Annotated in this window: 13 protein-coding genes; 8 read left to right on the top strand and 5 right to left on the bottom strand. The window is 54.2% G+C overall.

Annotation, left to right across the window (positions count from 1 at the left end; genetic code table 11):
* The first annotated feature begins 534 nt into the window (after positions 1-534).
* The 5 genes from R6H26_RS23905 (at position 535) to R6H26_RS23885 (ending at position 14,889) form a co-directional block, all read left to right on the top strand.
* The gene (locus R6H26_RS23905; RefSeq protein ID WP_404786133.1) at positions 535-3,216 is read left to right on the top strand and encodes a beta strand repeat-containing protein; all 2,682 of its coding nucleotides are present in this window, start codon (positions 535-537) and stop codon (positions 3,214-3,216) included.
* 96 nt (positions 3,217-3,312) lie between these two features.
* Entirely contained in the window at positions 3,313-3,885 is a 573-nt protein-coding gene (locus R6H26_RS23900) for a hypothetical protein (protein WP_404786132.1), read from the top strand.
* Between the two features lie 283 nt (positions 3,886-4,168).
* The gene (locus R6H26_RS23895) at positions 4,169-5,662 is read left to right on the top strand and encodes a hypothetical protein (RefSeq protein WP_404786131.1); all 1,494 of its coding nucleotides are present in this window, start codon (positions 4,169-4,171) and stop codon (positions 5,660-5,662) included.
* On the top strand, positions 5,659-9,231 hold the full coding sequence (locus R6H26_RS23890; protein ID WP_404786130.1) for a TonB-dependent receptor: 3,573 nt from the start codon (positions 5,659-5,661) through the stop codon (positions 9,229-9,231). The genes R6H26_RS23895 and R6H26_RS23890 overlap by 4 nt, the downstream gene beginning before the upstream one ends.
* A gap of 228 nt (positions 9,232-9,459) precedes the next feature.
* On the top strand, positions 9,460-14,889 hold the full coding sequence (locus R6H26_RS23885; protein WP_404786129.1) for a beta strand repeat-containing protein: 5,430 nt from the start codon (positions 9,460-9,462) through the stop codon (positions 14,887-14,889).
* 147 nt (positions 14,890-15,036) lie between these two features.
* On the opposite strand, the gene gatA is transcribed toward R6H26_RS23885, so the two are convergent.
* Positions 15,037-16,488 carry an Asp-tRNA(Asn)/Glu-tRNA(Gln) amidotransferase subunit GatA gene (gene gatA, locus R6H26_RS23880; RefSeq protein WP_404786128.1) on the bottom strand — a complete coding sequence of 484 codons (1,452 nt, stop codon included), beginning with the start codon at positions 16,486-16,488 and terminating at the stop codon, positions 15,037-15,039.
* On the opposite strand from gatA, the gene R6H26_RS23875 reads away from it, so the two are divergent.
* Positions 16,487-16,648, top strand: coding sequence for a hypothetical protein (locus R6H26_RS23875; RefSeq protein ID WP_404786127.1), 162 nt, complete (start codon positions 16,487-16,489; stop codon positions 16,646-16,648). The two genes, gatA and R6H26_RS23875, sit on opposite strands and share 2 nt — an antisense overlap.
* Positions 16,649-16,659: 11 nt before the next feature.
* Positions 16,660-17,589 (top strand): glycosyltransferase family 2 protein, encoded by a 930-nt coding sequence (locus R6H26_RS23870; protein WP_404786126.1) that lies wholly within the window; start codon positions 16,660-16,662, stop codon positions 17,587-17,589.
* 14 nt (positions 17,590-17,603) lie between these two features.
* On the opposite strand, the gene R6H26_RS23865 is transcribed toward R6H26_RS23870, so the two are convergent.
* The 4 genes from R6H26_RS23865 to R6H26_RS23850 all read right to left on the bottom strand — a co-directional run bounded on the left by R6H26_RS23865 (position 17,604) and on the right by R6H26_RS23850 (position 20,771).
* A complete protein-coding gene (locus R6H26_RS23865) occupies positions 17,604-18,233 on the bottom strand; it encodes a CPP1-like family protein (RefSeq protein ID WP_404786125.1) in 630 nt (209 codons plus the stop codon).
* 364 nt (positions 18,234-18,597) lie between these two features.
* The gene (locus R6H26_RS23860; RefSeq protein ID WP_404786123.1) at positions 18,598-19,350 is read right to left on the bottom strand and encodes a hypothetical protein; all 753 of its coding nucleotides are present in this window, start codon (positions 19,348-19,350) and stop codon (positions 18,598-18,600) included.
* 178 nt (positions 19,351-19,528) lie between these two features.
* On the bottom strand, positions 19,529-20,347 hold the full coding sequence (locus R6H26_RS23855; RefSeq protein ID WP_404786121.1) for a M48 family metallopeptidase: 819 nt from the start codon (positions 20,345-20,347) through the stop codon (positions 19,529-19,531).
* A gap of 130 nt (positions 20,348-20,477) precedes the next feature.
* Positions 20,478-20,771 (bottom strand): hypothetical protein, encoded by a 294-nt coding sequence (locus tag R6H26_RS23850; protein ID WP_404786120.1) that lies wholly within the window; start codon positions 20,769-20,771, stop codon positions 20,478-20,480.
* Between the two features lie 288 nt (positions 20,772-21,059).
* On the opposite strand from R6H26_RS23850, the gene R6H26_RS23845 reads away from it, so the two are divergent.
* Positions 21,060-21,644: a chemotaxis protein CheB gene (locus R6H26_RS23845; RefSeq protein WP_404786119.1), complete on the top strand. Its 585-nt coding sequence runs from the start codon at positions 21,060-21,062 to the stop codon at positions 21,642-21,644.
* Positions 21,645-21,840 lie beyond the last annotated feature (196 nt).

Below are 21,840 nucleotides of genomic sequence, written 5' to 3'. Positions count from 1 at the left end.
CGTTAAAGATGTGACAGTTTGTGATCCTGGGTTATGACTGATGTCCCAACTTAATGGGTCTTGCACTCGCATGTATGCGGGATACAAAGAAAAACTGGGGCTGCGGTTTCGATCGTAATGCCCGTCCATCGATCTGAAGAATGGCTACACCTTCAGAACGCTTGGGACTGATGGCTCGCCAATCCCTCAATTTTCTCAGTAAATATACTTGTATTCTTTTCCTAAATGAGAACTTTGGATGGTCCGACAGAGCCGATCTCAGGCTGCTCGGGCTTTGAGTTCGGGCGAGGCACTTCTACGAGTTCAGCGGTATCACTGATTACAAATTGGCCCCGAGTTCATTACGTTAGGTGAGGTAGGGCCAAGGCAGATTCTTGACTAAATAAAAATTTTAATAGCTGTCCGATCTGTCTGGCCATACGTGCATACTATCTCTGGTTACGTGGCTCATAGCGAACCATTGTTGGAGTTTTAAGGGTTGGATACCAATCGCCAAATGGTTTCCTTCACCAACTCCCGCAGTCAGACGGTGGCATGGATTCTGCTGCCAAACCGACCTATCGCACCCAACTCTCATCGTTCTACGGGGGAACTTCCACATTCATGTCTAATTTCAAGAAGAAACGAAACGATCGCGCTAAAGCGGGGTATCGCCCGCTTGTAATCGCAGCGCTGGTCAGCAGCGGGATTTTGTACCCTACCCTCCAACCGGCCTTTGCCACCAGCCCCAAAGCTGGCACTAGCATTACCAACGAAGCAACTGCAAGCTACACCGACGATGGCGGTCAAGCCTTAACCAGCAAATCTAACGTTGTCACCTTAACTGTGGCAGAAATTGCCGGGATTACTGTTAAAGCCAAAGGCATTACCAACAATACGGGCGGCAGTGCGCCCATCAAGACTGGGGATAAGCTATTTTTCGACTTTGAAATTACCAACGACGGTAACGACCCCACTCAATTCTTCATCCCAGGTAAACCCGCGCAGATTCTAGGCGGTACCCAATCCGGGCAAATCCAGATTATTTCATCCAAAGGCGCTCCACCATTTACCACCCCTATCGATGTTCCTGCTAGCGGTGGCGATACAAAGACGCTCTTGGGTTCGGCTGCGGATGGCTCCTTTGCACCCGGTCAGTCTCTGATCGTCCGCGTTGCTATAGACGTGACTGCCGATACGTCCGGTGCGCCCATTCGGGTCCTCCTTGGGGATACGGGTGCGAACGACAACTCGGCAACGACCCAAAACCAAGCTTACAGCGTCAGCACCAACACACCAGCCATTACTGGAAATTACGATATCTACACCCAAGACAACGCCGATATCGATGGCATTACGGACGAGCAAAATGGCAATCCGGCCAATGGGGATACAACTAACCACCGTCAAGAGGCCAGCGCCTTTAACGAAACGTACTTACAGTCCACGCCAAAAGCCTTTGCCACAATCCTGAAAACAGCTGGGGTCGGCGCGCCTGTAACAGGGAGCGCTCCCAACGTAGATCTTCCCTATAGCCTCAGCTTGAGGGTTGAAGGCGCTTCGCCAGACTCGCAGTATACGGCAGCCGACCTCCAAGGTACGCAGCTCACGGTTGATACGGTCGTCCGCGACAATCAGATTTTAGTATCGGACGTCATTCCAGCCAATACCACTCTAACCGCTGCGCCCACTGCCCCAGCAAACTGGACGGTGGTGTACAGCAATGACGACCCAACGGCGTCCAACAACAGCGCTCTAGAAGTGGACTGGAGTACGACCGCTCCGACTACTCCAGCCGAATTCCAGGCTGTGAAGCGCGTCGGTTTTATTTACAACGCAAATGCTGCCAGCGTGGCAACCGATCCAGGCAACGGACCGATCGCCAAGGGAACGACGGTTTCTACCTTTAAGTTTACAGTCAGAACCAACGTGCCTTCTGCGGGCGGTGAAGTACTCAACATCGCCCAGGTCTTCGGTCAAACCATCTCTGGCACAACCCAGAACCTGGTTTATGACGAATCGGGCGACCAAAATCCGAATAACTACAACGGATCCACTGCTGGCACAAACTCTAACGTAACGCCAGCAACGTTTAACGCCCTCAATTCCGACATCAGCGAAGGTGTCCCCAACAAGACCACTCAAGGTACAGATACAGATCCTAGCGGCAACCCAGCCAACAACCAAGGGTCTGGAGATGATGGGGAAGTCAATGTGGTAACCATTGGCGGTGTGACCACAGCGGCTAGCATTTTAGTCGGACCCAATGGCAAACCTGCGGCGATCGGCCCCAGCAGCAACAACGACGATTTCACCAACCTGGCAACCAAGTATGGAACGGGCGCAGACGCGAACAACCCGCTCGAAGTGACCTTCAACAACACCATCAAAAATACCAGCGTCTCTTCCTTGACCAACGTACTGGTGCGCCCTCTGGCCCCAGCTACAGCTACCGATCTGCCCGTTGGTACCCTGGTCACAATTACGGTAGGGGGCAACACGGCAACCTACGAGTACAAGTTGAACGCAACCACTAGCGTTTATAGCTTTGACTTAACTTCCGGGACACCCATCGAAATTCCAACGATCTTGGCAGATACCAATCTCCCGATCGTCACGAAGGTCGATCTACCGGATGGAACGCTACTCTCCACGGCGGATTCCGTTCTCCGAGGCTATGGCGTGCCCATCGTTGCCTTCACCGACAACGACGGCAGTGGAACTTACAATACGGGCGACACGGGCAATATCACGATCGATCGCGTCTATGTCGGGTTCTTAAAGCTCCTGAAGGAAGCCCAAATCCTCGACAGCAACGGCAATGCACTGACCGATTACTTCACAACGATTTCTACTGCCGACCAGCAGTACGTCAAGTCTGGCAATACAATTCAGTACCGCGTTTCCTACATCAACATCTCTGAAGCTGTGGTGGGTACCGATAATTCCATTCTGACAGCAAAGAGCGTTCTCATTACAGAGGACGGCCTTGCCGGATCGAACACCTGGTTCAATACCACGGTCGATCCCAAGGCCAGCTCCGGTGCCCCCGGCTCTGCAACCACGACTACAACGGGTGCCCTTTCCGCTGTATTTGCAACCAACACCTCCGGCGAAAACGATATTCAAACCTACACGCTAGGGACGCTAGATGCAGCTCCAGCAGGTCCGGTATCGTCTTCTCTGACGGCGACTGGCTACACCGGAAATCTGATCTTTAAGCGCGCGATCAAGTAAGCGCTTGCGGGTAGGGGGTATTCACGAGGATATCCCCTATCCAACCCCACCAAACCTTAGGCCATCAACTCATCTTTACTGACTAGCGAGGATTCCATGACAACCATACGTTTAGCGACCATTGGGGTTAGTCTAGCTGCGATCGCAGTAGCACCTTTCATTGGCACGAACCCCAGTATTGCTCGAAACTTGCAGAACGGCGCGCAGCAGATCGCGCAAAACTTGCCGATGCTTAAGCCCAAGGTTGAAATGAAGCTATCGGTTGCCAAAAAAGTCGTTGCCAAGCAGGCGGATGGGACCTCGACAACAAGCTGGAAAGAATTGGGCGATAAGCCTGTCGTAAAACCTGGCGATATCCTGCGCTACAGCGTGAGCGCCCAAAATTCCGGTCAAAAGGCAGCTCGCAACCTGTCCATCACTCAGCCCATTCCCCCTCAAGCAACCTATATCTCAGGATCGGCCCGTAACAACGGAGCAGCTCTCACGTTTAGTATTGACGGCGGTAAGACTTTCTCTGCCCAGCCCACAATCGCGGTCAAGCTTGCAAATGGCACCCAAGCGCTCCGCCCCGCTCCGGCATCAGTCTATACCAACGTGCGCTGGTCCTACACAGAAGCTTTAGCGCCAGCCACTGCCTTCCGCAACAGCTATGAAGTTGCCGTGAAGTAGCAGCCATTTAATTCAGATGGTAGCACAGCATCGCATGCTGCCATCTGAATTCCTTACCGCATTGAGAGGTACTTCAAACTCCTCAACCCTCACAGACGCAGCAAGTGTCTTAGTTCTTGCTGCGGTCTAGAGGTTCCTCGCGCTTTTTTGAAAGATTTCTCTTGCCAGCCCTAGTTTACCTGCAATTCTCGAGCGGACTGATACCCTTGTGAAACGTTTTTACCGATGGTATAAGCACTGCGAGCCAGCATCGCGAGCCTTGTTCTCAATCAGGACAAGCCTCTTGGGATTGGCTTGGGCGGGTAGTTCGCTCTCGATCGCCCCGGTGTTGGCCCAGTCCATCGCGGATGCTGCTTCCTCTCCACAAAATAGCACTTCTGTCAGGGAAATTGTCAACCAGGCCCAGTACTCCTTCACGGACCCCCAGAGCGGAGAAACTGTCAAGGGTACGACCAACTCGATTCTCTTCACCTCAGACACGTCCGCCTTGACCGATCCTAGAGGTCAGATCTTGGGTTGCGGCGGCAAACCTTTAGATAACTACGAAGGGTTTACGGTTGCCCTCTACGAACCCAGTCCGGCATCGAGCCTCAGCCTAGGCCAACGCTTGAGCCTGACGCGCACCGAACTGCCAGATATCCCCGGCAACAGCATTCCTAAGGGAATTGCACCCAACAGCACCAATCAAAATCCCTTCGCCCTCAGCAATGCCGATGAAGGCCGCTACAGCTTCCTGCTCGATCGCACGCGGGGCCAGCTTGCGGTAGGGAAGGTTTACATTCTGGTGGTCGCACCGCCGAGCAATTCGTCGCTCTACGAGGAGCGGCAGATCAAGCTAGAAATCATCGATATCCGTCCCGATGCCGGACGAGATGTGGTGGCATACCGCGCCACATCCATGGATGGGTTGCCCATTGGCGTTGAAGGGGAAATGACGATCGAGCAGACGGTCGTGCTCATTTCCGACGCGGATGCCATCGGCCTGCAACTGCTGGCGTTTCAGCTCAGGAACGGTCTTTGCCAGCAAAATCAAATTCAGATTGCTAAATCGGGCGATCGCAGCGCGGCCCAGCCCGGAGACACGGTGATCTATCGGCTTTCGGTCAAGAATGCGTCCGATGGCGACCTGGATGAAATTGCCATTACCGATGTCCTGCCCGCCGGGTTTCGGTCGCTCAAAGATTCGGTGCGTGCGGAATTTAAGGGCGCACCCGTCCCGATCGCGCTCGAACAGCAGGGTCAAACCCTTCGCTTTCGGTTGGGCAATCTCGCTCTGCCGAAGGGAGAAAGCATCACGATTGCCTATGCTACTCAATTGACTCCCGATGCCCTGCGGGGGAACGGCAAAAATACTGCAAACGTCCGCGGCCAGCGCACCGACAACGATGTTGAAGTCAGAGACGGCCCTGCCATTCATACGGTTCGCATCAGTGCGGGACTGGTGTCCAACTGCGGCATTATCCTCGGTCGCGTGTTTGAAGATCGCAACTTCGACGGAGAGCAGCAAGATGGCGAACCGGGAATTCCCAATGCGGTCGTATTTTTAGAAGACGGCAATCGCATCACCACCGATAAAAACGGTCTCTTTTCGGTGAAGTGCGCGCTGCCCGGTTCCCATACCGGGGTGCTCGACCCCCTCAGCATTCCAGACTACCGACTCGCCCCCAATCGTCACTTTATCGAGCGCAATAGTGCCTCCAGACTGGTGCGATTGGCTCCAGGGGGCATGGTCAGAATGAACTTTGGGGTCATGCCAGCGGCGGGAGATAAGCCATGAAATCCCGCTCTCGCGTCGCGATTGCCCGAGGGGTATGGTGGTTGGGCGGTACGGTGACGTTGATGCTAGGTACGGCAGTGCGGCCTGTTTGGGCGGCTGAGGTCGATGGGGCGATCGCCCAGACCGTTTCACCGCCAACCGCGCTTCAGGTGGCGCCGCTCCCAGCAGTTCCCCAGCCCGATTCTGCTGCTCCTGCTGCCGCTCCGCCCGCCCCTCAACCTGCGACGGTCCCCCCTCCCGCTACAGTCACGCCAGCAACCGCCGCCGCCTATGCCATTCTCTCGCCGATACAGGGCACGGTCATGGATCGTCCCGCCACGGCGGTCACCCTGCAATATCCCCTCAACAGCACCGTCGAGCTTTGGCTGAACGGCAGCCCCGTGGATCGAGACGCGATCGGTCGCACTGAGACCAATAGCACGACAGGCCGAGTCACGGAAACTTGGTACGGCATTACCTTGAGCGAAGGGGAAAATACCCTAACCCTTCGTCGCGCGGGCGAAGCGCAAATTCTGGCAACGACGGTGATAGAACTGAGCGGTTCGCCCGCATCGCTAACCGTCAAAACCCAAGAGACCCGCCTGCCTGCTGATGGCCGCAGCGTTGCCAACGTGGAGGGCGAAATTTTAGATCGTCGCGGCAACCGTTCTAACTGGAATGCAATGGTCACGCTAGAGGCCAGTGCGGGGGAGTTTCTGGGCGTCGATGCCCAACCGGACATCCCCGGTTTTCAGGTGGAAGCGCAGAATGGCACCTTTTCAGCCCAACTCCAGGCTGCCATTACGTCTCAATTCGTGCGGATTCGCGCTGCGACGAACAATTTGGAAGCATTTTATCAATTTCAGCTTTCGACAATGATGCGGCCCGCCCCGCTGATGACCGGGGTTGTCGATTTGCGCTTAGGCGGGCGCGGCACTAATTTCTACGATCGCTACCAGGATTTTTTACCGCTCCAAGGCGGAGAAAAGACCGTGTTTACAGCCAAGGGGGCGGCCTTTGGCACCGCTTCGGTGGGTGACTGGCTGATTACGGGGGCGTTTAACAGCGATCGCCCCCTCAACGAAGGAGCCGACGGCACGAGCGGACTTTTTCGGACCGTCAAACCCTCCGAGCAGCAATACTCCATCTTCGGAGACGAATCCACTTCGACGCGTACGACCCCCTCGCAGGACAGTTTATTCCTGAAGGTCGAGCGCACTTCTCCCGTGCAATATGCCAGCAATGACTCGTTTATGTGGGGCGACTACAATACCGCAGAATTCGCCACCACCGCCCAGAAATTCACGGCCATCGGACGGGGGCTGCACGGGTTTAAGGCGAACTACAACCTCGGCAATCTCCAACTGAGCGCGCTGTATTCCAATACAGCCCAGGGTTTTCAGCGCGACAGCATCGCACCGGACGGAACCAGCGGTTTCTATTTTCTCTCCCGCCGTCCCATCCTAGACGGAAGCGAAGTTATTTTCCTGGAGCTTGAGGAACTGAATCGCCCCGGAACGGTGGTGGAGGTCAGGCCCCAACAGCGAGGAGTTGACTATACCATCGACTACGATCGCGGCTCGATTTTATTTCGAGAACCGATTCTACGCACCGAGACCGATGCAAACGGGAACGTACTGGTCCGCAAAATTGTGGCAACCTATCAATACGATTCCTCGAGCGGAAATACCAGCATTTACGGAGGTCGCGCCCGCTACCATTTTTCGCGCGTTCCCGGCAAAGAAAGCTGGTTGGGCGGTACCTACTGGCAGGAAAATCAAGGTGCGAGGAACTTCGAACTTTACGGTGCAGACGCGCAAATTTCCCTCGGAACCCAGGGCCGCATCATTGCGGAATACGCCCATTCCAGTAACCGCGCCGAAAATCTAGCCTCAAGCGTGAGCGGTTCGGCCTATCGCCTCGAGGCAACCGGACGACTGCTGAAGGATAAAGTTAACGTGCGCGCCTTCTTCAGCCGCGCGGACACCGGCTTTGCCAATCAGGCCACCACAAGCTTCGTGGCGGGACAAACCCGCTATGGCGTGGAAGGAATCGGCAACCTGTCTCCCAAAACTCGGCTGCGGTTTTTCTACGATCGCGAAGATAATATCGGCATTGCACCCCTAGCGCTCAATACCCTCGATCGGCTGCTCAACCCCGGTAGCAACCCGACGCCCGGTGAAAAACAAGATAACAGCCTGACCACCATTTTGGCCGGGGTCGAGCATCAGATCGGCAAGGCGACCCTGGGACTGAGCTACATTCACCGCGATCGCGTCGATCGCGCTCCCGCCGTAGATGTCAAAACCGTATCCGATCGACTGGAAGCAAAGATTGCCTACGCCCTGCGCGATAACCTTCGCATCCATGCCTTGACCCAGTTCGACCTCAGCGGCAGCGACCCCATCTACACCAATCGCAGTTTGCTGGGGTTGACCTGGGATATTAACTCCCATGTCTCCATGAGCCTCAACCAGCACTTTTTGAGGGGCGGGCAGTACGGCGATCGCGCCCTCACTACCTTAGATACAAAGGTCAAGTACGACCTCACCAAAAATACCAAACTGACGGGCCAATTTTCGCTCCTCGGCGACCCTAGCGGTATGACCGGACAGGGAACTGCGGGCATCAGCCATCGCTGGATCGTCACCCCTGGCCTCTCCATGGACTTGGCCTACGAGTACGTCATGGGTCAATTTTCCAAGAGAACCGCCGCTGGCAACCAATTTTCCCAACCCTACGCCGTGGGAAGCGGCGCGTCCGCTCTAGGACTAGAGAGCGGGCACAACTTTTCGGTGGGGTTAAACTACACCAGCAACCCCGATCTCAAGGCGAGCTTGCAATACCAGTACCGCACTTCCTCCAGCGGCACCAATAGCGTCTTGAGGGGGGATTTGTTCGGTAAAATCACGCCCTCTCTTTCAGGACTCGTCCGCTACCAGCAGGGCGGAGCGGCCAATCAACTGCTCGGGATGCTGGGCGACACGATCGACCTCAAGGTGGGGTTGGCCTATCGCAATCCCAAAAACGATCGCTTTAATGGCCTATTTGCTTACCAATTTCGTCAGAATCCAGCCACGACACCCGAGACCATCTTGCTGGGCAGGGGAACGGGCTCTACTGACCATACGCTGTCCGCAGAGGGCATTTACGCGCCGAACTGGCAGTGGGAACTGTACGGCAAAGTGGGCTACCGCCAAAGCACCTCCTATCTCGCCAGCGATTTAGTCAGCACCAATGCGTTATTGCTCGGCCAATTGCGGGCGACCTATCGGTTCGACTATCGCTGGGATGTGGTGGCGGAAGGGCGGGTCATCAAAGGTCTGACGACAGGAGATACAGAATTTGGCGCGACGGCTGAAGTGGGGTACTACGTCACGCCAGATCTGCGGTTGGCAGCGGGCTACGCCTGGGGCAGCGTCAGTAACGCTGGTTTCGATAATGCCCGTTCCAATAGCGGTCCCTACCTGGGGGTCACGGTCAAGCTCGACCAGCTCTTTTCTGGATTTAAATTCCTGAAAAAGCCAGCGCCTAAGGTCGATAAAGCGACAGCCACACCAACAGCCGAGCCCCAGGAGAGTCCCTCATGATGCAGGAATTAGATCGCGTCCCCTGTAGCAGTATTGACGTTGGGGATGGCATAGAAATTTCCGATTGGAACCCGATCCCTAGACCCCATCGAACGACCTTAAGCCGCAATCCTTAAGGTATAGGTGATACTTTACGCGAGCAGCGGGGAATGCTGTCTATATCTGGATAAATTTAAGTTCTATTTTTCTATCTATTCACTTTATCTTCTTACCTCACTCCCGCGCGATATGAAGCGACAGCGATTTCGGATTTTTGAAGGCATGGCAAAGGGTATTGTGTTTTTGGTACGATTGCTCCTGGCGATCGCCACCAAACCCTTCTCCCGCAAAATTTCCAGCCGCATCCGATCTCGCCGCCCTGGGAGGGTTCCGCCCGTTAAACTGCCGCGTCGCCGAACCCTGCGGTTTATTTCTACAGCTTTACTAGCCGTTATCTTTACGGTGCAATTTTCCGGCATTAACCCGTGGTGGACGAATCCGGCCCAAGCCCAAACGGCAAGTCTTTACATCGAGCCGCTCACTTGGGATTTTATCGGGTTAGACAGCAATAATCCCAACGTCGGCCCAAATAGTTATCTAACTGGGGCGCGGGTCTGCAATATCGGCGCTAGCGATGCCATCAATACAGTCGTAAAATTTGTTAAAGAAGGCGCAACCAACCCTTACATTACCGTTACCGCTTTGGGAGAAGCGCGTACCGATACATTGGTCATTCCCCGCTTGACGCCAGGGACGCAGCCCTCAGACCATCACCAACTGAGTCATACCCCTAGCAACTGTTTTGATGCCTACTACAATGTTGTCGTGCAGCGAACCGCATCTGCCTACAATACCGTACAGCGGTATTACATTGCAGCGACATCCTCCAATGCAGCGAGCGTCAGAACGCCTACCAATCGACAGCTATACGTCGAAAAAGTTCTATCCCAAGGCCGTAATGAAGTTATAAGTTTTTCTGGCCCTTCCTCCGTCTATGTTGGCGAAGAATATACCTTCACCCTAGTGACTAAAACGGCAACTGCCTATCCTCAATTAACCGTCAGTTCGAATTTTCCGAATGCAGTTTTTCAATTCACTGATATTTCAACCCAATATTCTACCCCAGGAGTCACCAATAGCAGCATTTACGCTGATGCCTGCGGCTGGATTGCTGATTATACAACACCGGGATATCACGAGAGTTCTAGCAACTGCGACGGTCCCGTTGGCGACCAATATACGGGTGGGAAAGTTGGCGATACCGTTACCACAACCTATAAGATCAAAATCTTATCCACAGGTACTGGTGCCAGCAGCAGTACCTTACAAGTCAATCATCTCATTCTGGATTTTTCTGGCGGCAGCTACCACTACAACTCTGACTACGGTAGCGGTCTCGGCGGGATTACCATTAGCGTCATCGATCGCAAAGCGGACTTAAGCATCGACAAAAGCCACGTCGGCAATTTTTCGGCAGGCGATAATATTTACACCCTATTTGTCACAAATAATGGCCCCGATGCTGCCAAAGCGCCCATTACGGTTACGGACACCTTACCCGCAGGGTTCAGCTACGCGGGCTTAGATAGCGGTACCAGCGCCAATTGGACGTGCAGCGCTACGGGGCAGACGGTCAGTTGTACCAACCCCAACGACCTCGCCAATGCTGCAACATCCACCCTCAAACTCAAGGTCAACGTCAGCGCTAGTGCCGCAACCAACACCGTCAATACAGCAGCGGTTTCTAGCTCGACCACCGACCCCACTCCGACCAACAACACGGATAGCGATCCCGCTACCCTTATCATTGGCCCCAATATTTCCTTCAGCAAAGACTCCGTTCCTAGCAATGCCACCTTTCTGGCAGGGGGCACGGCAACCTATCAGTTAACTGCCAGCAATTCGAGCGGATTTAACGCTGCTGGCCCGCTCACAATTACCGATACCCTCCCCGCAGGCTTAGGCTTCCGCTCGGCCAGCGGGACAAATTGGAGCTGTAGTGCCAATGGTCAAAATGTGACCTGCACGAACCCTAACGGCTTGAATACTGGCAGTACATCAACAGTCACCCTGGTTGTAGATGTCCTCTCGACTGTCGCCGCATCCGTCACCAATACGGCCACCGTCAGTAGCGGCAGCCTAGATACGAATACCGCTGATAATACTGCCACCAAGACAAACACCGCCACCCTGCCCGCCCCAGATTTAACCATTGCCAAAACCGATAATGGGGCAGCATTTGCCACCAATAGCAATGGTACTTATAACATCACGGTTACCAATAGTAATGCGAGCGGCATTCAGAGTACGTCGGGTGCAATTACCGTAACCGATACATTGCCTGCTGAATTCACCTATATTTCGGCTACCTCTGCTTCTGGCAGTACGGGTTGGAGCTGTAGTAACTCCGGCTCAACGGTTACTTGTACTAACCCCGGCCCGATCGCTCCCGGTCAGAGCAGTTCTATTCTCTTGACAGTTAAGGCTCCCGCGAGTACCACCGGATCCCCCTTTACGAATACGGTCAGCGTGTCAACTCCCGGCGAAGCAACCACCAATAACAATTCGGCCAGCGATACGACGCCTGTTATTGCACCAGGGAATATCGATCTGACTGTAATAAAGAAACTGTCGAAGGTCGGATCCGCCGCACCGAGTCCTGCTTGTACCACTGCTACATCCATTGATACCTGTACCGCATCAATGAGCAGCGGCAATGCCATTGAATATACTGTAGATGTCATTAACAACTCTAGCGGGAACGGCGATGACTCAGCTATTTATTTTTCAGACACAGTCCCAGCAGCCATTACCGTCTCGTCATGGACTTGCGATTATCTCGATAAAAATGACGTGCCAGGGGGCAACACCGGCAATCCAAGCCCTGAGAAATACTGGGGAAGCGGGAACGACGTTAATGCCTGCAATCCCAACAATACGAGCGGCACGCCAAAATACCGAGCCAGCGGTTCGGGGAATAATATTAGCTTGAATACGATTGGCTTGCGTAAAGGGGGAGGGAAAGTTCGATTTACGATCGTGGGGACGCTTAACTCCAGCTTTAATGGATTTCTCTCGAATACCGCTTTTGCAAACCCCTCATCTGCTTCTGGAGCAGATAAAGCGCCAGTCGATAATAGCTATACGGTTAACTCCGTTATTCCCGTAGATTTGAGCTTGGCTAAAACCAATGTTGGTAGTTTTGTAGTGGGGGTTAATGGCATTTATCGGTTAACCGTCAAAAATGAAACTTCCGGCACTGCTGCCCGCTCGACTGCTGGAAGCATTACCGTGACCGATACCTTGCCTGCCGGGCTTACCTTTGTCTCGGCTAATTCTGCTACGGGTAGCTCGGGATGGACCTGTGGCTACAACTCAAGCACCCGAGTCGTGACCTGCGTCAGCACGACCGCACTGGCCTCTCAGGCAACCAGCGCTATAGATATTACCGTCACGCCCACGGCAACGGGTTCCATTACCAACAGTGCCACTGTGGCCTATTTCGGCGATAGCGTGTCTGGCAACAATACCGGCAGCGTCACAAATACGATCGCCGCGCCGGATCCAGACTTAAGGATCGTCAAGACTGCTGGCACGCTGACTTTAGGCGCAACAGGTACTTATAGTATTGCTGCAAGCAATATTGGCACGACGGTTGCGGTTGCCCCCATCGCGATCCGAGACACGTTGCCAACAGGTCTGACCTTTGTCTCAGGAACTGGCACCGGATGGAGCTGTAGCGCAACGGGGCAAGATGTTCTTTGTCGCAACTTTAGCGATATTGCCGCTGGCTCGGCAGCCCCTCCCCTAACCCTAACCGTTTTGGTCGGCAGTCAAACTGCAGCCAATATCAGCAATACCGCCACAGTCGATACGGTTCCGAACGAAAGCACCGCTAAATTAGCCAACAATACCTCGACGGTTTCGAGCAGTGTAGCTCAAAGTGCCGACCTAGGCATTGAGAAAACGCTGATAGGGAGTCTTGTGAAAGGCCAAAACGCGACCTATCAACTCAAAGTCACAAATTATGGCCCTGCAAATGTAACTGGGGCGGTTACCGTAACCGATGCATTGCCCGCTGGACTCAGCTTTGTGTCCGGTTCTGGCGGAGGCTTTTCTTGCAATGGCTCGCCAGTAACTTGCACGAAAAATGATGGTTTAGCGTTGGGAGGCACTGCCACCATTGACCTCACGGTCGCCGCGAGCGCGAGCGCTCCAAGTTCCATCGAAAATACAGCAACAGTTTCAAGTTCCCTCACCGATCCGAACTCAGGGAATAACAGCAGTACGATCTCGAACACTGCGACTACAGCGATCGCAGCTCTAGCGTTGAATAAAAGCCATGCGGGGAATTTCTCCCTCAACGGGCAAGGAACCTACACCTTAGAGGTCGCTAATACAGGTAACACTACGATTGTGGATGCGATCCGCATCGAAGATGCTTTACCGTCCCAACTGAGTTTGACATCCTTCATTGGCGATGGCTGGACCTGTACGGGGACGACTTCAGTGACCTGTACGACCAATAACGATTTAGCGCCAGGGGCAAAAACTGCTGTTGACATCACCGTAAATGTGGGTGCCAGTACGCCCACGGGTTCGCCACCCACAGGCGGAGTCACAAACGCGGCCAGCGCATTCATTGGCACAAGCGCTACCGCTGCCGCTACGGATACTGACCCTACAACCATTACGAGCAGCGCCGATCTTTCTGTCACCAAGATTGCTGCGGGAGACTTTATTGTCGGGCAGACTGCCACCTACCAATTAACGGTCAAAAATAGTGCCGCCAGCCCAATTTCGCCAAGCTTACCCATCACGCTCGTCGATCAGCTTCCCGTTGGTCTTACCTATGTTTCCGGGACGGGGACGGACTGGACTTGCCCCGCGTCTTCAACGAGTTCGGACATTACCTGTACTTACAATGCAGCACTCAGTCCCGGCAATAGTTCCAGTCCTTTAACGTTGACCGTAACAGTCACATCTCAAGCGGGATCTAGTTTTACAAATTTTGCGACGGTCTATAGCGCGACGCCAGATTCCGACACCTCTAACAATACAACCAGCGTTGTCACGACTACAGGCACCATTAGTAGTACGCCCAATCTGCTTTTGGTCAAACGCATTACCGCCATTCAAGGCAATTCCCAAAATCCCAATGACAATACGGCACTCAATACGTTTGTCAATTACGGGACAAACGCCGATGAGGACAATAATGCCAAGTGGCCTGCCAACTATCTCTTGGGCGCTACCAATGGCGGTCAGGTTCGCCCTGAAGATCGAGTGGATTATACCATTTATTACTTATCCGCAGGGACAGGGCCAGCCAAAAATGCGACGATTTGCGATCGCATTCCCGCGCACCAAACCTTTGTCCCCGATGCTTTCAATAGCCTGACTGCCGCTCCCAATACGGCACCCGCTTCTCCACCGGGCGATCGCGGCATTGTTGTCTCCCAAGGCGGTACCGCCTACGCCTATACCAACGTTGCCGATGGGGATGCTGCCCAATACTATGCCCCCGGATCTACCCTGCCCAGTGCTTGTACGCAACCCGCTTTAGCGGAAGACAATGGCGCAATTGTCGTCAATTTAGGCGAGATTCCCAACGCTACGGCATCGGGTTCTCCAGCAGAATCCTATGGATTTATAAGATTCCGCGCTCAGGTGAAGTAGCCCCGAATAACGCCGTTCGATCGATAACTGCAACGCAGGTCAACGCGCGCTTCTTGACTTGGCGATCGCGGCAAAATACCCCAGTCGCAATTTTCGCGACTTCTGGCTGGCATGAAGCCCCACTTAACCTCGGCGATTCCCAGGCGCTCAGCTCACCTTCGGGCTTTGCTCGTGCCACGGCGTCGATTGCTCGTAGGCATAGGCCGCTTGCAGCACCAAATCTTCGCGCAACACATTGCCAATAATTTGGAGGCCGATCGGCAACCCTCGATCGTCAAACCCGCAGGGCAAGCTCAATCCCGGCAGACCGGCCAAATTGACCGGAATCGTCATCAAGTCTGACAGGTACATGCTAATCGGATCCGAGGTTTTCTCCCCCGCCTTAAAGGCCGTAGTGGGAGCGGTAGGGCACACCAGCACATCTACCGATTCAAACGCTTTTTCAAAATCCTGCTTGATTAAGGTGCGGACTTTTTGAGCCTTGAGGTAGTACGCATCGTAATACCCCGCCGAGAGCGCGTAGGTACCGATCATGATCCGTCGCTTCACCTCCGCACCAAATCCTTGGGCGCGGGTTTGGGTATACATCGAAAGCAAATTCTCGGCCTCTTCCGAGCGGAAGCCGTACTTGACGCCGTCGTAGCGGGCGAGGTTTGCCGAAGCCTCTGAGGGCGCGATCACGTAGTATGTAGGCAACCCGTAGCGGAAGCGCGGACAGGAAATCTCCACAACCTCAGCGCCCAGGTCTTTTAGCTGCTGGATGGCCTTCTGGACGGCCTCCGCGACAACGCTATCTAGCCCTTCCCCAAAGGTTTCCGCAATGACTCCAATGCGTTTGCCCCTGAGATCGGGGATGAGAAATTGTGTGTAGTCTGGAATTTTTACATTCAAGCTCGTGGAGTCCTTCGGGTCGTGTCCGGCGATCGCCCCCAACAATATCGCCGCATCTTCCACCGTGCGTCCAAACGGCCCAATTTGGTCGAGGGAAGAGGCATAGGCCACCAACCCAAACCGCGAAACGAGTCCGTAGGTCGGCTTCAGTCCCACTACCCCGCAAAACGAAGCGGGCTGGCGAATCGAACCACCCGTATCGGAACCCAAGGCGACGACGCATTCATCGGCTGCCACTGCCGCTGCCGAGCCGCCAGAAGACCCACCGGGCACCCGCGACGTATCCCACGGATTGGCCGTCACTTGATAGGCCGAATTTTCCGTAGAGCTGCCCATGGCAAACTCATCTAGATTGGTTTTACCCACCATTACCGCCCCTGCCGCTGCCAGCTTTTGAGTCACGGTGGACTCGTAGGGGGGCACGAAATTTTTGAGGATGTAAGACCCGCAGGTGGTCGGAATGCCTTTAGTACAAAGATTGTCTTTGATACCAACCGGGATGCCTGCCAAGAGTCCAATCGATTCTCCCGCTACAAGCTGGGCATCGACCTGCCGGGCTTGGTCTAAGGCCCGATCTGCTGTAATGGCCAGAAAGCTATGGAGCTTGGGTTCTAATTGGTGGATGCGCTCTAGCGCTTCTTGGGCAATCTCTGTGGCCGAGCGCGCTTTACTGACCAATTGTTGGTGCAACTCCCGGAGGGAAGCCATGCAGCAGATCCTTTTACGTAACGACCGGGGTAAAGCCCGTAACGCGCTCCCCCTTTGTCAGTTTATCGGATTGCCGCAGAAACAATATAAATTCCGCAGATCGCAAAGCGCTACGCGATCGCCGTCAGAGTCTCTATACTGGGAAAGTTTGCAGGAATAGAGAGTCAACCCGTGTTTTGCAGCATTGTGATTCCCACTTACAATCGCAAGCCGATCTTAGAAAAGTGCTTGCGGGCGCTGGAACGGCAGACCTATCGCGGCGACTATGAAGTGGTTGTGGTGGACGATGGCTCCACGGATGACACGATTCCCTGGCTCCGGCATCAGGCTGCTGCGTTTCCCCACGTCAGGCTGCTCTTGCAAAACCATTTAGGCCCCGCCGCTGCCCGCAATCTGGGCGTCGAGCAGGCTGCCGGAGACACCATTGTCTTTATCGATAGCGATTTGGTGGTAACCGAAACCTTCCTGCAATCCCATGCGGACGCCTTAATTCAGGCGCAGAAAGTGCTGGGACACGATCGCCTTTTTACCTACGGTGCGGTCATTAACACCAGTAATTTCGACTGCCCGACCGCTGAATCCTACAAACTGACAGATTTTTCAGCGGCCTACTTTGCCACTGGAAATGTAACGATCCCGAAACATTGGCTGATTCAAGCCGGACTCTTCGACCCGCAGTTTTCGCTCTACGGCTGGGAAGACCTGGAACTGGGCGTTCGGCTCAAACAACTGGGGCTGAAGCTTGTCAAAGTTCCCGAAGCTGTCGGCTACCACTGGCACCCGGCGTTCGGTCTCGAGCAACTTCCCGCCCTCATCGATCGCGAACTTCAGCGCGGCAAAATGGGTGCGGTGTTCTACCAAAAGCATCCCACCTGGGATGTCAGAATCATGCTGCAAATGACGGCACTGCACTGGCTGCTGTGGGGCGGCTTATCCCTGGGCGGACGACTCAACGAACGTTCCCTGCGCCCGCTCATGGAATGGTTAATCCGGCGGGGCCAGCCCGGTATCGCCTACCAAGTTGCCCGGATTTTTCTCAACTGGTATAGCTTGCAAGGCTTGAGGCAAGCCATGCATTTGCAAGGTTCTGCCTCGCACTAGCAGCGCGGGCCGCGCTAGCGCAGAAAAGAACTGACCAACCAAAACAAGAACAAAATCGCCAAAGTCACCAGGGTCGTGGAGGGGAGACCAACAGGCGGCACAAATTGCAGGAGAAAGACGGTCAGCAATCCCCCAAAAATCAGCGTGCCGATCGTCAGCAAAAAGGCGCGACCCAGCCGCTGCTCTTTGCGATTGAGCCAGTACATCGTAAAGCCAACGCCGAGCGCGACCAAAAAGGCTAAAGAGTCTTCAGGCTTGTTGGGGTTAGAACCCGGATTCAACACCGCAATGGTGCCTAAGGTCGTGAAAAAGCCAGCCGAGACTAAAACTTCCGTCACGCTGGGCCGATCGAGGGTTTGCTGGAGCCAAGCGGGCGACTCCGGGACCTTGGCAAGAGTCGCCGTCTTAGAAGACTTTTCGGCTAACTTTTCCGCAAATCGGATGCCTTCCGGCACCGTAATTTTCCCTTCTTGGCGCTTGCGCAGCCGATCCATCAAAATGGCATCGTAGGCTGCTTCGATCTCTTGGCGCGCCCGTTCGTCGTTGGGATGGCGCTCGACGAGGCGATCGCGAGCGCTTTGAATTTCTTCAAAGGAAGCATCCTCTGGAACTTCCAGTTTCACGTAGGGGTTTTGTTCGCTCATGCGCTTGTCTTCCATGGCCCTTCCAGATTAGCGAGAGAGTAGATTGACGAGATCGATTGAGAACTGCTGAAATGATGGAAAAATCGGAAGGAACGATCGAGCATTTAGCCTCCTCAGACTTTGCTTACCAGCGCAGTCCTTCATGATGGCCTCCCCAACCGTTTATTAAAGCTATCCTATATTGACCGGATGTAAGCGTTGACGTGCATCTTACACCGTTTGAGACCGTGACAGCGTAACGCATTTTGCACTGCGTAAATTTTTTTATCTGGTTTGACGACGAAGGTAGTCTGTCCTCAGTCTAACGGTTGAATCGCCGCAGCTGAAAATTTTAAGGTTCCCTCTAGACTTCCAGGATAGCGTTTTAAAGCGAGGGTTTTCCAGGAGTAGGCTGAGTTTTAAGATGATCTAAAAATTCTATGAGTTCTGCATCGCTGAGGTGCTGTCGCGATCGCTTGCCGTAGGTCTGCTCCAAATAACGACGCCCCTGGGCATTCGTCCAGCCGAGGCGCTTGAGTTCGACGTCCGTATGGGCAATGATGTCGGAAAGGTCGATTGGTGCTGCAATTGCAGCGGCTGCCTCGTGCCGTTCTCCTCGAGGGCGAGGGCTGCTTTCTCGCTGAGGTGCAAACGCGGGAGGTGAGGGAGCCTCAGCTTGGGGCGGAGCGATTTCTCGATCTGAGTGCCGACTGGAGCGTTGCGGGACATGCGGTTCCGGCTCGACGGCATTGCGTTCGAACCAGGCCAGCTGCTGCTGTTCTGGCGCTTGGAAGGACCGAGCAGCGCGATCGGCGATCGCCCAATCCACATCCACCGAATGTTGAAACGTCGCTTCGTTCAGGGGCAAAAACTCAGCGGCGGGCGCTGCCAGCCTTGCCTGAGTGCGGGCAGCAGGCTCTTCTGGCCCTGAGTTGACAATTTGTGCCTGAGTCGCATAGGGGCGATCGTCAATTCCAAGCACGACCAAAGCACGCACCCGAGCCTGATCTTCGGCCTGCTCGATACTGGTTGCTGCCGATAGGCCCGTTGCGAGAGTAGACCCGCCCACTTGAATGATGGCCTTAACGATGTATTTGCCCTCGTGGATGTTGAGCAGTTCTGAAATCAGGCTACCCATCGGATATTGGCTTCTAAACTGAGCGTACATAGAGGGCAAACCTTAGGGCTTTGGGCGATCGAACAGGGAGACCAGGAACATAGTTTTATCATGCCCCGCTATTGGGGTCAACTGCGCTGGAGACGGCGGCGGCTCCTGAAATACAGGACTGTCGTGCCTTTGCAGGATCGATTGGGGGCTAGCGGCACAGCAGATCTCGATAGGCTTTGCTGTTGGCCCACCGATCGATGGCACTGGCCCGTAACACAGGGAGCGGATGGGTTAATTGAGCGGTCTGAAGCGTCTTCCAGAGGACGCTCAAATCGTCGCCAGCTTGGGTGTAGGCTCTAGCTTGGGCTAGAAATGCATCCGCATTTAACTGCGGCGCAAGGGTGGGGGACCCTCCCGTCAGTTTCATCAGCACGGAAATCATGACGTTAGGGTCTTGGCTGACGAGCAAACCCGCGCGATCGCAGGTAAATTCCGCGCACCTCACCCAATTCAAGAGCTGCTGCTGCAGGTTTTGAGCGATAAGGCCGCCCCAGTAGGGGAGTTGGCCTGCCGCTACGACCATTATGTTTGCCAGGGTCAGGTAAACGCCATGGTCGCACTTGAGGTGGCCTAACTCGTGAGCGATCACGGCTTGGATTTCGGCTGGGTTCAACAGATCGAGCAGGGACGCATGCAGCACGATGAAAGGCTGCTTGCCACGGATGGCCAACGTATAGGCATTGGGCGCGGGATTTTGACGAATGTAAAGCTGCGGGGGTTCTAGGTCCAGAATCTGACAGGCTTCTAGGAGCAAATGGTGGAGTTCTGGAAGCTGCTGCTTGCCCACCAGCAATCCAGAGCCGATATTGTCTAAGTACAATGCTTGCTCCGCAACAGAACCGAGGATGCTCCGCACGACCCAATCCCATCCAGGCAGTTGCTTAAAGGCCAAGGTTGCCTCAAGGTCGAGGGGATGGCGAAACTGGTCGGCTTTTAACCCTACAAAGGGGACCTTATCGATCGTCATAGCTCCTTACCCCATAGGTCTCTTTTTATTGTGGCATTCCCTTCAAGGGAACGGAGCGCAGCGCTAAAACTGGTCGGACAGTAAGCGGCAATCGGTTGCCTGAGAGACCTATGAGTGCGGGAGCGCAACCCTACCAACGGGAATGAAACCGAGGTTCGATCTGAGCGATATAGCCCCGACGTTCGAGCTTGCGAGCGGCATAGTTCGCATCCTTCCAAGATCGGTAGGAGCCTGCAAAGCGCCATTCGTCGTCATAGCGGTCATCCCGATAGTAAACGTCGTACTGACGCTGGAATCTATGACCTAGGTTAATCGAGAATCCAGAGTGTTCGAAGTGGAAGGGTTCGGCTTTCGCTTGAAGGGGAACTGCTATCCCCAGCCCGAGGGTTGCGAGCGAAATGAGCGCAACCGTTAACTTTTTCATGACTCAAACCTCCTTTTAAGGTTTTTTATGCTCCCTAATATTGCCGGAAGCATCCTATCCGGGCAGCGATCGAGCTACCTGAGCCATGGCGATCGTCCTCACTAGGGGCGGGCAAGCGCGCGCGATTGGAGGTGGGTTAGAGGGACGCATCCCCCGCAGCTAATCTATCGGGAAGGCTAGAATAGCATTAGTCACAGCTTTTACGAGTCCATTGAGACAGCATAAGTCTTATTTTCATCATGTTTGTCCGTTTAGGGTCAAAAGAGATGGAAAACCTTGAGACTAACCATGAATTTTCCGAAGCCAGCCTACGATATTGTGGCGTTAGCTGCCTCTGCGGGGGGACTCAGCGCGATCGGCCAGATTCTGGAAAATTTGCCTGCTAACTTTCCTGCTGCGATCGCCATTGTGCAACACCTTGCCCCCCAACATCGATCGCTCATGGCGGATATTCTGAGCCGGAAAACAGCCCTACACGTCAAGCAGGCAGAGCAAGGGGATGCGATCGACCCTGGAACCGTTTATATTGCACCGCCCAATCGCCATCTTCTGGTTAGCCCAGATAAAACGCTGTCCTTAACCCAAACCGCGCTAGTGCATTTTCTGCGGCCCTCGGCGGATTTACTATTTGAGTCCGTGGCGGCTAGCTACAAAGACCGGGCGATCGCCGTAGTTCTGAGTGGGACTGGGAATGACGGCGCCATAGGAGTGCAGGCGATCCACAAAATGGGAGGCATTGCAATTGCGCAAGATAAAGAAACATCGGAGTTTTTTGGGATGCCCAGTGCTGCGATTCAAACGGGACTCGTAGATTTTGTGTTACCTCTCCCCCAAATTACAGATGCGCTGATGTCTTTGGTCTGCATGTTCTAAGAATAACATCTGAGCCTGAGGTTCTTTGCCCGCCAGGGCTGTAGGATTTTGCTTGAGGCGGTGAGGTCGATTTTTTGTAAGGTTGCGCTTCTTCGATCGGCTTTGCTCAAGTCATAATGCTGTAACTGCAATAGTCTCTGAGGTTAGAAACTAATAGCGCTAGAGACTATTATAGAGGTGCGATCGGGATAAAAAA

Origin of the sequence: Altericista sp. CCNU0014 (assembly GCF_044923475.1) — a bacterium.
Taxonomy (GTDB): domain Bacteria; phylum Cyanobacteriota; class Cyanobacteriia; order Thermosynechococcales; family Thermosynechococcaceae; genus JAAURS01.
This window is presented reverse-complemented; position numbering and strand designations above follow the sequence as displayed.